This is a genomic window from Salinivibrio sp. IB282 (genome assembly GCF_001995685.1).
Classification (GTDB): Bacteria; Pseudomonadota; Gammaproteobacteria; order Enterobacterales; family Vibrionaceae; genus Salinivibrio; species Salinivibrio kushneri.
In genome coordinates, this window is the sequence record NZ_MUET01000083.1 from 1 (window position 1) to 10,480 (window position 10,480).

Annotated in this window: 10 protein-coding genes; 7 read left to right on the forward strand and 3 right to left on the reverse strand. The window is 49.9% G+C overall.

Annotated features, from left to right (window positions below):
• On the forward strand, nucleotides 1-186 hold a 186-nt coding region (locus tag BZG14_RS15780), incomplete at its 5' end, for a hypothetical protein (RefSeq protein ID WP_206744421.1).
• Nucleotides 187-260: 74 nt separating this feature from the next.
• On the opposite strand, the gene BZG14_RS13410 is transcribed toward BZG14_RS15780, so the two are convergent.
• Complete coding sequence (locus tag BZG14_RS13410) at nucleotides 261-1,091, reverse strand: rhodanese-like domain-containing protein (protein WP_077484917.1); 831 nt, start codon at nucleotides 1,089-1,091, stop codon at nucleotides 261-263.
• A gap of 138 nt (nucleotides 1,092-1,229) precedes the next feature.
• Here BZG14_RS13410 and BZG14_RS13415 point away from each other — a divergent pair, with 138 nt between their 5' ends.
• On the forward strand, nucleotides 1,230-2,213 hold the full coding sequence (locus BZG14_RS13415) for a lipid A deacylase LpxR family protein (RefSeq protein ID WP_077608971.1): 984 nt from the start codon (nucleotides 1,230-1,232) through the stop codon (nucleotides 2,211-2,213).
• A gap of 23 nt (nucleotides 2,214-2,236) precedes the next feature.
• On the opposite strand, the gene BZG14_RS13420 is transcribed toward BZG14_RS13415, so the two are convergent.
• A complete protein-coding gene (locus tag BZG14_RS13420) occupies nucleotides 2,237-3,106 on the reverse strand; it encodes a DMT family transporter (protein ID WP_077608972.1) in 870 nt (289 codons plus the stop codon).
• A gap of 159 nt (nucleotides 3,107-3,265) precedes the next feature.
• On the opposite strand from BZG14_RS13420, the gene BZG14_RS13425 reads away from it, so the two are divergent.
• From BZG14_RS13425 to BZG14_RS13445, 5 genes are all read left to right on the forward strand, one after another.
• Nucleotides 3,266-3,805 carry an isochorismatase family protein gene (locus BZG14_RS13425; RefSeq protein ID WP_077459272.1) on the forward strand — a complete coding sequence of 180 codons (540 nt, stop codon included), beginning with the start codon at nucleotides 3,266-3,268 and terminating at the stop codon, nucleotides 3,803-3,805.
• Between the two features lie 166 nt (nucleotides 3,806-3,971).
• Nucleotides 3,972-4,967 carry an ABC transporter substrate-binding protein gene (locus tag BZG14_RS13430; protein ID WP_077608973.1) on the forward strand — a complete coding sequence of 332 codons (996 nt, stop codon included), beginning with the start codon at nucleotides 3,972-3,974 and terminating at the stop codon, nucleotides 4,965-4,967.
• 67 nt (nucleotides 4,968-5,034) lie between these two features.
• On the forward strand, nucleotides 5,035-5,931 hold the full coding sequence (locus BZG14_RS13435; protein ID WP_069362854.1) for an ABC transporter permease: 897 nt from the start codon (nucleotides 5,035-5,037) through the stop codon (nucleotides 5,929-5,931).
• On the forward strand, nucleotides 5,924-7,162 hold the full coding sequence (locus BZG14_RS13440) for a quaternary amine ABC transporter ATP-binding protein (RefSeq protein WP_077608974.1): 1,239 nt from the start codon (nucleotides 5,924-5,926) through the stop codon (nucleotides 7,160-7,162). The genes BZG14_RS13435 and BZG14_RS13440 overlap by 8 nt, the downstream gene beginning before the upstream one ends.
• 239 nt (nucleotides 7,163-7,401) lie before the next feature.
• A complete protein-coding gene (locus BZG14_RS13445) occupies nucleotides 7,402-9,000 on the forward strand; it encodes a methyl-accepting chemotaxis protein (protein WP_077608975.1) in 1,599 nt (532 codons plus the stop codon).
• 66 nt (nucleotides 9,001-9,066) lie between these two features.
• Here BZG14_RS13445 and metC read toward each other — a convergent pair whose 3' ends face one another.
• On the reverse strand, nucleotides 9,067-10,260 hold the full coding sequence (gene metC / locus BZG14_RS13450) for a cystathionine beta-lyase (protein ID WP_077484928.1): 1,194 nt from the start codon (nucleotides 10,258-10,260) through the stop codon (nucleotides 9,067-9,069).
• Nucleotides 10,261-10,480: the final 220 nt, after the last annotated feature.

The window sequence follows — 10,480 nt, forward strand, 5'->3', positions numbered from 1 at the left end:
TTTGAGACAAGTGATACTCCGATTTTCATCGCTATATGGGGTATGTTTGTGCTTGATAACCTCGAAGCGCTTGTTGGTGTAATCATGGCAAGCCAAGCGCTATTTACCATTAACCGGCCGACTAACCGCACAAAAAACACACTACTATGTAAAATAATATTAATTAATGTATCGATATATCATTAGCACACTTGTCAGATAGTGACATAGATCACTCTCAAGTCAATCTTGTGACACACCTCCTTGTCGTTGCTTGCGGATTAACCTGCTTTGACAACGGGCCAGTGTGAGTGCCCGCCCCACTCGGTCCATGAGCCATCGTAAACCGCCACAGGGTAGGCGAAATAGTGCTCAGCGACAGCGGCCAAGATGCACGCGGTAACCCCCGAGCCACAGCTCGCCACGTTGACCCGCGTATCGCTTAAGTGAGGTAACAAGATCGTTCGTGCTTCACCCTCACTGATCACAAAGCCACGTGGGTCAGTCAAGTTGGCAAAAGGGAGGTTGGTTGCGCCTGGCATATGGCCGCTACGCACACCCTCTCTCGGTTCAGGGACGTCGCCATAAAAGCGCGTTTCAGGACGCACATCAATCACATTCATCACGGCGAGTTTGTCTGCCAAGGTGGCACCATCCATATAGCGGTAGGGTTTAAACTGCGTCTGATAGGTCGCTTCGACACGTGGCTGCGGCGGGGTGTTATCAATCAGCCCCTCTGAGGCCATCCATGCAGGTAGCCCACCATTCAGGATAAACACATCTTGATGACCCATCACCTTGCACATCCACCATGCCCGCGCGGCAGAAAACAATCCTTGGGTATCATACACCACCAAGGTATCTTGCGACGCAATGCCTAGTGCGCCCATCTGATGGGCAAAGCTGTCCTCATCAGGCAGCATATGGGGCAAGCTCGAGGCAGAATCCTTAATACGACCGTCGAAGTCGAAATACACGGCGCCCGGAATCCGCCGTTGTTGCCACTCTTGAAAGCCGTCTCTCGATACATCTGGCATAAACCAACTGGCATCGACAGGGATCACGGTATCAAGGCGTTGGGCCAGCCACTCGGCAGTTACAAACACTGACATGTTGACAGTTCCTTTTCATCGTTGATTGACGGCTTACCACCCTTTCACAAGATATTGACCTTWCTCATCTGGTGTCAGCCTGCGTTTTTACTCATACTGAGAGCCTCGCATTGAAGATGCAACTCAATGAGGATGTGAATGACACCGTCTCGCGTGATCAGTGGCACTATTTTACTGTTTCCCACTTTGCTACTTGCGCCAAGTGCAGCCTTGGCGGCTGGCTTTGGATTAACGATTGAAAACGACAGCCCATTGGCGGTCGACAACCAATACACCAGCGGCGTTTATGCCCACTGGCATGCGGATTGGTCTGATGATTTGCGCACCACATCGGTTAAGCCGATTCGTTGGTTTGCCGAGCAACTTCCGCTCAATGAAGCAGCAAGACAAGGCTGGAGTGTGGATATTGGGCAAATGATGTGGACGCCCAATGATATCGAATTGAAAAAACCTCAACCCGGGGAACGTCCTTATGCAGGGTTGATATTTATCGAACCCGGTCTCTACCAGCAGACGCCAGAACGGGTCGATAAGTGGTCACTAATGCTTGGTATGGTTGGCCCCGCCTCACAAACCGAAGAAGGACAGTCTTACGTTCATGACCTCATCGACTCGCCCGACCCAAAAGGCTGGGACTATCAAGTGGAAAATACCCCAGTGGCGCAGCTTGCCTATGAACGCCACCAGCTTTTACACCGTAGCGAGCATCAAGAATGGGGGGTGACAGGCCGAGCGGATATCGGCAACTTCCGTAGTGAGTTGTCAGCAGGCCTTAGCTACCGAGTGGGACTGGATCTTGCTAACACCTACGGTGGCATTAGCTTCGAGCCTGGCCGGCACCTCGATAGCCGCTTGTTTGAAGCCAGTGAAAAAGGCGCCTTCTTGTATACCGCTATCCAAGGACGCTATCGTGCCAATGACATCACCATCAATGGCGATAAACCGCCAGAAAATGCAGATATCGACATGACCCACTGGCAAGCCAGTGCCGCAGCGGGCGTGGCGTTTTATCAACCCCGCTGGGGCACGGATATCAGCGTCGTACTGCATACCAAGGATTATGAGCAAGCGATCGATAACACTTATAGTTACGTGTCCTGGACCGTGCACTATCGCTATTAGTAATAGTGCGATTCCCTCTTCCACTATCGTGAGGGAGCCGCCGCCGTTTTCGCACTGCGCGATAGCGTTAACTTATCGGAGAATTTCATCCACAATAGAGACGCGAGAATCATCGCAATACCCAACCACTGAAGCGGTTGTAGCGTCTCGTCAATCCAGAGTCCCCCCAGGGTCACGGCCGTGAGCGGATTAAGGAACATGATAATCGATTGGCGATTAGGCCCCAGCACGGTAATCGAGCGGATATAGGCCCAATAACCGACAGCCGTATTGAGCACAATCACCCATATTAAACCTGGCACCGCGTGCAGTGTTGGCGCTTGTGGTGGCCCCGCTAGGCTCCAGGCAAAGGGGATTAACATCGCACCACCCAGTACCAACTGCCACGCGGTCAAACCAAAGATATCTTTGGCTTCCCATCGCTTCATCCACAATGTTGACTGTGCGACAAAGAAGGTTGCTAATAGCATGGCGCCCGCCCCTACCCAGTCTATGTTTGTGGACGGGTTAAGCAACAATCCCACCCCGACAAGCCCAAGTAATGCCAAGCTAAGCAGCTTAGGCTCTGGCCGTTTTCCCTCCGTTAACCACTGCAAGAGCATCAGAACGAGCGGTAAGGTGGCCCCTAACGTGCCCGCCACTGCGCCCGGTAGTCGATATGCCGCGATAAATAACAGTAAAAAGAAAGCAGCAATATTGAAAAAGCTCACTGCGAGCATTCTCGGCAAACTCAAGGGTAGACCACGGCGACTGATCAACAGCATTAAGATCCCGGCAGGCAGCGCCCGCCAGACCGCCATCCAGTAAGGGGAAAGATCCCCCAAGTACAATGCAACTGCCGAATAAGTACTTCCCCAAAAAATGGGGGCGAGAATCGCAATAAAATAATGCATCACCTATCTCCATTTGTCTTTATGTAAAGATAGATTAGCCAACAAATTGATCAGCATCAAGTATCTTTACAAAAAGATAAATGGTTGTGGGCGAAGAACGCCAGCGTAATCATGTAGAGCTGCTATGCTTATTTATCGGTAAAACAGGGGGATACTAGAATGATTAACACCGAAAATGCCGTCGTTTTGTTGATTGATATGCAAGGCAAGTTGGCGCAAAAAGTAGTGGGAAGCGAGGAGTTACACCAAAACGTGGCTCAACTATTACGTGGGTGCCAACACTTCGATATACCTGTCGTTTGGGTAGAACAACTGCCTGAAAAGCTTGGCGCAACAACGTCAGCACTCGCYGACCTCATGCCAGACAACACACCGATAGCTAAGCATACATTTAGCGCTTTTGCCGAGCCGCAAGTTGAGCAGGTACTGAATTCACTTAACCGCAAACAAGTGATTTTATGTGGCATTGAGACACATGTTTGTGTGTATCAAACCGCCTGTGATCTACTTCGCCATCACTATCATGTGCACCTTGTCACCGATGCGACGTCATCCTGTCAGCCTGCTCACTACCAAAGTGGCATCACGATGATGCAACAGCATGGCGCCTGGGTCACCGTGGTCGAAGCCTTGTTGTTTGAATGGCAACAACACGCAGGGGGGCCAGACTTTAAAGCGTTTTTGTCACTCATCAAGTGATCACTCAGTAGATCTCTAATGATTTGTATCACGTAGTGGAGGGCGTTAGGCGCAAATATCGATTTAAGAAAACGAAAAATGAGACTTGTGCCGCATTATTATCCTAACAATTTAATTAGTGGTCTAATATTATTTGGAACGCATGTTTGAAAAGGAAAGGAAGCATATGTACAAACGATTACTCTCAGCCGCTATTCTCTCGCTCTCGGCATTACCGGCCAGCGCAGATGATCACGCCTGTGGCAAAGTCACCATCGCTGACATGAATTGGAACTCTGCCAGCCTGATTGCCAACATTGATCAGTTTATTTTAGAGCATGGCTACGGCTGCGATGCCGAGCTTGTGCCTGGTGATACCATGCCAACGGGCACCTCGATGATTGAAAAAGGTGAACCCGACATTGCGCCCGAGTTTTGGAGTAACTCGATGCGCGAAGGCCTACAACGCGGTATCGATGAAGGGCGAGTTCGCTACGCAGGTAGTGCATTTGTTGAAGGCGGCGAAGAAGGCTTTTGGATCCCGCGTTATATGGTCGAAAAGCATCCTGAACTGAAGACTATTTCAGGGATCAAAGCGAACGCTGATTTATTTCCCCACCCAGAAGATGCCTCAAAGTCTGCTTTTTATGGCTGCCCCGCGGGCTGGAGCTGCCAAATTACTTCAGAAAACCAATTTGAGGCTTTAGATCTGGCTGAAAGCGGCTTTGAAATTGTCGATCCGGGCTCTGGTGCAGGCCTTGCCGGCTCAATCGCCAAAGCTTACGAACGCGAAGAAGCATGGTTCGGTTATTACTGGGCACCGACAGCGGTATTGGGTAAATATGATATGGTCAAGGTGGACTTTGAAACAGGCACAGACGTACAGCACTACAAAGACTGTATTACCGCCAATGATTGTATGGATCCGAAAGCGACCATGTATCCGGCGGCTGACGTTGACACCGTAGTAACAGAACGCTTTGCCACTCGCGCCCCCGAGGCGCTGACATATTTAAAACAACGTGGTTTCACCAATGACCAAATGAATGGTTTACTCGCCTGGATGGAGGACAATCAGGCCGATGGGGAATATGCGATGACCAACTTCCTCATTAACCATGAAGACATTTGGACACAATGGGTGCCCAGTGACGTCGCTGAAAAAGTAAAAGACGCTCTGTAACCTTGCAACAGTCAGCGTGGTACTGCCGCTGCGCTGACTCTCCTTTAGCAGTATAGGAACAATAACAATGGCTGATTCATGGCTAACGGAAGTGCCAGAAATGAGCAGGCGCGATCTGCTCGCTATTCGACAAACACTCGACGGCGCATATCGCAACTTCTCTCGCGAATATGGTGAAGGTATTGAAGCCTTCTTTGACCCCCTCCTCCACTTTCTTGTTTGGTTCGAAGACTTGCTCCTCGCCACACCTTGGTGGCTGGTAATTGCCGTACTGGCCGGTATCGCGTACCTCGCCAGTCGCTCTTGGAAGCTCCCAACAGCTGTGGTTGTTTCATTCACCCTGATTGCCTACTTAGGGATGTGGGAGGACACCATGAGCACCATGAGTATTATTTTGGTGTGTACACTGGTCGCGATTGGCGTGGGTGTGCCGATAGGCATTGCGATGTCCAAGTCCAATCGTACTCAGGCCATGGTCACGCCGTTACTGGATATTATGCAAACTATGCCCGCGTTTGTGTACTTAATCCCAGTGGTAATGCTATTAGGTATTGGCAAAATCCCCGGGGTTATCGCGGTGGTTATCTATGCMATCCCGCCAGTCATTCGTTTGACCAATCTGGGTATTCGGTTAGTCGACAAAGATGTGCTAGAAGCAGCAACCGCCTATGGCGCTAATGGTTTTCAACGTTTATTCCAGATCCAGCTCCCCTTGGCAATGCCAACCATCATGGCGGGCATTAACCAAACCATTATGATGGCCTTGGCGATGGTGGTCATTGCCTCGATGATTGGCGTTTCAGGCCTTGGACAACCTGTGCTTAAATCGATTACCAATCAATACTTTACCTTGGGCCTTCTCAACGGTCTCGCGATTGTGGTGATTGCGATTATTTTCGATCGTGTGTCTCAAAGCTACGCCAAACGTTCCCAGCAGCATCTCAAAGGAGGCGATCATGACTAAGCCAGTGCAGGACACCTTAATTGAGATCCAGGGCCTATATAAAGTGTTTGGCGACCACCCGCAAAAGGTCATGCCTGCGGTCAAAGCAGGAAAAAGTAAAGACGCCTTATTGCAAGAAACAGGGCACACCATTGGCCTCAGTGATATCAACCTATCTATTCGCCGCGGGGAGGTCTTTGTGATCATGGGCCTATCGGGCTCCGGCAAATCAACCTTGATTCGTCATTTCAATCGCTTGATAGATCCCACCGAAGGTGAAATCCGCGTGGAAGGCACCGATATCATGAAGCACTCGCAAAAAGAGTTGCAGGCGTTTCGACGCCATAAGATGTCCATGGTGTTTCAACGTTTTGGCCTACTCCCGCACCGCACAGTAAGAGAAAATGTTGGGTTTGGTTTGCGAATCCAAGGGGAAGGAAAAACGCAACGCGATCAAAAAGCGGATCAATGGTTGTCGACTGTGGGTCTTGACGGCTACGCCGATCAATATCCGGCACAATTATCTGGCGGGCAACAGCAACGTGTCGGCCTCGCGCGCGCCCTCTGCACCGATGCAGAAATTTTGCTGATGGAWGAAGCATTTTCCGCGCTTGATCCGCTCATTCGCAGTGAGATGCAAGACCAGCTGATAGAACTGCAGGAAAAATTGCACAAGACCATTATTTTTATTACTCATGATCTTGATGAAGCCTTGCGGCTGGGCGACCGTATTGCCATTTTACGTGATGGTAAGCTCGTGCAAGTGGGTGAGCCGGTCGATATCTTGCTCCAACCGGCCGATGACTATGTCGAAGCCTTCGTAAAAGACGTTAACCGTGCTCGCGCATTAACGGTCGAAACCGTGATGCAGCCACAAATCTGCCGCATCAGTGCCAATACGATTGGCGATGCGATTCAGCAGATGCGTCAACAAAAAGCCAATTATGGCTATTACATCACAGAAGACGGCTATCAAGGCACATTAAGCCAAAAAACCCTCAGTGATAAAGATCCAAGCGGTGATATTGAGGCAAGCCTCCTTGAAGACGTACCGGCCATTGAGCAAGACTCGTTATTGGAAACCGTCATCCCAGATACATTGGAGTCCAAATGGCCGCTCCCCGTGTTTGATAATCAAGGCGAGCTTATAGGCCATCTATCCAGACAGACCGTCGCAAACATTCTCAGTGAAAGCGCTCAGAAAGGGTCTGCGTTATCTGAGGATCAAAACTCACCGAAAAAGGCCAGCTAGCAACCAATACACCATCATTCGCTGTGAAWGCGCCCCTCCAGTCGGGCGCTTTTTTCTTGTCGTTACGTCTGCTTTGTACTTTTTTAGCCCTCTTCTGGGGCTGCACCTGCGTCACGTTCAAATAAATGAACGGTGATCTCACTCCCAAATCACATTATTGAGACACCTGTCATTCTAATGAAACAGTGGCTCCTTAATCTGCGGCGCATCATTAGATTAGGCAGTTGACAGGAAGTACCATGAGCGTAAGACAGCGGTTATTGATCGCCTTCACCCTCTTTATCGCCTCGACCATCGGACTCGGTAGTCTCGCACTTTGGATATCGGCCCGCTCCGCGGATGCCTCAGCCGAATATGTAAATCATCAACTTCCCGAAGTATGGGCGCTTTTAGCTCTTGAGCGGGATCACCGCGATCTCGTCAATCTGTCGCAAAAAATCAAAGCACAAGTCTTGTTTTGGAACGAGATCACCCCTGAGTTTGAAAAACTTCAGCAGCGTTATCAACAGAGCTGGCAAGCGCTATCACAGTATCCGTCTTTGTCGGACTGGCGTGCCGAACAGCAAGAAGGTAAAAAGAAGTTTGACCAATACCTCACCAAGCTTGCTAAAACGGTCGACAGTAAAAGCTTTTACGATGCAGGGCGTCTTGTGGACTTTGATCTCTATCCTGCCGTCGACCCTATGTTAGCGGCCATCAACGAAAAGCTGACCGAGCGTCAAGATAACGCGAAAAACTCTGCCAGTGCGCTTATTACGTTTTTGCATCAGCAATCGAACATTGTCTATATCGGTTGTGGGATCACACTATTGCTGGCCTTGGGACTGATGACGTGGCTGCGAAAAACCGTGGTGGTGCGTCTGGATCATATTGCTACGTCCCTGACGGATATCGATAAGCGCTCCGATCTCTCCGTGCGTTTAGTCGATAAGTATCAGGATGAAGTCAGTGCCGTCGCTCGCGCATCAAATAACTTGCTCGATAAGTTCAGTCACTTTGTTACCGATATACAATCGCGAACATCAGCGCTTGATCAACAGTCGGATACGTTAGACCAACAAAGTACCCAAGTGGCGACGATTAACCAGCAAACACGGCAAAACGTTAACGATGTCGCGCAATCGCTAACCGTTATGGAAAGCGCAACCACGGAAATTGCCAACGCCATTCATGATACCCGTGAATACATCGGCAAAGTCTCTCAAGACAACGATGAAATTCAAACACAAATGAGTGCGACAGAAGCCTCAATTGCCCATAGCGTCAAAGTGGTTGAAAACGTCTCGAGTACCATGGCAACGCTGAAACAAACCAGTCACCAAATCGCCGGCGTCATGGATGTGATTGAGGGCATTGCAGAACAAACCAACTTGCTCGCCCTCAATGCTGCGATTGAAGCCGCGCGCGCCGGTGAGCATGGGAGAGGCTTTGCCGTCGTTGCTGATGAAGTGAGAAGTTTGTCTCAACGCACAGCTCAATCAACTGGCGACATTCGAGGTTGGATCAATGATTTACTCGGCCAAGTCGATACCGCCAATACCCTGCTAACGGAAACACAGTCAGCCAGTGCTGACAATCAGCAAGCCAGTGTCCGACTGCAGAGCTATTTAGGCGAGATGCACACCACCTTCCAGGGGCTTGAACAGCTCAGTGCGGAAGTGGAAGCCGCTCTGGACTCTCAGCATAAAGAAATTGCTCACCTCACCCAGCAGCGTCGCGCGCTCAAACAAGGTAGCCAGTCACTCACCGATGCAATCGATACCACCAGTGATGTCAGTGGCCAGTTAAGCCATCAATCCAGCGCGTTGACACAATTAACTGACCAATTTCAAACCTAACGGCCTGGTTTGATAACCGCCTCGCAGGGTATAGAGGACGCCCCTTTTTCACAGGGGCGATTTGGCTCAGGCATTATTAATGCGTGCGAAACCGGCCGCCAGATCGGCAATCAGATCGTCAACGTCCTCTAAGCCGATATGTAGCCTGACAAGTGTGCCGGAAAAATCCACCTTACCCACAGGGCGGATGCGATTGAGTTGCTCTGGCTGATTGGTCAACAATAACGACTCAAAGCCGCCCCATGAATAAGCCATACTGAAATGCTGCAAATGATCACAAAAAGCGTCTAATTGCGCATCAGACAAACGCTGCGCAAACACAAACGAAAAGAGGCCATTGCTGCCTTTAAAATCTCGCGCGAAATAGCGGTGCCCGGGACAGTCGGCAAATGCAGGATGGAGCACGCTTGCCACTTCCGTTTGCTCATTCAACCAATTAGCCACCTGTAAGGCATTTTCCTGATGCTGGGCAAGTCGCACATCTAGCGTTCTTAATCCACGAGCGGCTTGGTAAGCAGTATCAGGGTCGACCGTTTGCCCCATTAAATAGGCACGCTCACGCAAGGTTGGCCAGCAGCGGGCATTGGCAACCGCAGTACCTAGCATATTATCCGAATGACCAATAATATACTTGGTCCCGGACTGAATCGAAATATCTACGCCTTGCACTAAAGGTTGATACAAGCGACCTGCTGCCCAAGTGTTATCCATCATGATGATCGCATCTGGCGCTCTTTCTCTTACCGCTTGAACGATTGCTGGCGTATCGTGCACTTCCATGGTGTAAGAGCCGGGTGATTCCAGAAACACAACCCGTGTATTTGGCGTGATACGTTGACCAATCTCCGCGCCCTCGAGAGGATCAAAATACTCAGTCTTCACCTGCATATCGGCGAGAATTTTCTGGCAAAAATCTTGGGTTGGCTCATACGCCGATCCTGAGACCAAAATATGGTCACCGGTTTTCACAAACGCAAGGATACTGTTTGCGATGGCCGCTGCACCACAGGGAAAGAGTGCACATCCCGCGCCTTGCTCAAGCTCGGTCATGGCATCTTGCAGCGCAAAATGGGTGGTGGTTCCTCGTCGACCATAGAACAAGGTTTGTTGGTGACGATTGACAATCGCGTGCTTCTTCTCAGCTAACGTATCGAAAACAATTGAAGAGGCACGTTGTACGACTGGGTTGACCCCTCCAAGGGTATAGGCTTTACGGCGTCCAGCATGTATTAGCTGTGTACGACTGTATTTCTTTTCCATCGTTCACTCATCCTAGGTTGACTGACTTATAGCCTACGGGTTCACACAAGGGCAGTAAAGACATTTAGATGGCTAAAAATAGATTTTATGACATCGATTTGGCTATATGTCATAGCGCTCAGCACTAACTCATTCAGCCTATTGATATTCGCGATCCATATTGATTACAGTACTAAGTAGATCACAGTTTCGCTATTCTCTCCTGGCACCACTATAAAAA

Coding starts and splice junctions, on each gene's coding strand:
- BZG14_RS13410 (WP_077484917.1), bottom strand. CDS start 1,091: ATGTCAGTGTTTGTAACTGCCGAGTGGCTGGCCCAACGCCTTGATACC.
- BZG14_RS13445 (WP_077608975.1), top strand. CDS start 7,402: ATGAGCGTAAGACAGCGGTTATTGATCGCCTTCACCCTCTTTATCGCC.
- BZG14_RS13420 (WP_077608972.1), bottom strand. CDS start 3,106: ATGCATTATTTTATTGCGATTCTCGCCCCCATTTTTTGGGGAAGTACT.
- BZG14_RS13430 (WP_077608973.1), top strand. CDS start 3,972: ATGTACAAACGATTACTCTCAGCCGCTATTCTCTCGCTCTCGGCATTA.
- metC (WP_077484928.1), bottom strand. CDS start 10,260: ATGGAAAAGAAATACAGTCGTACACAGCTAATACATGCTGGACGCCGT.
- BZG14_RS13415 (WP_077608971.1), top strand. CDS start 1,230: ATGACACCGTCTCGCGTGATCAGTGGCACTATTTTACTGTTTCCCACT.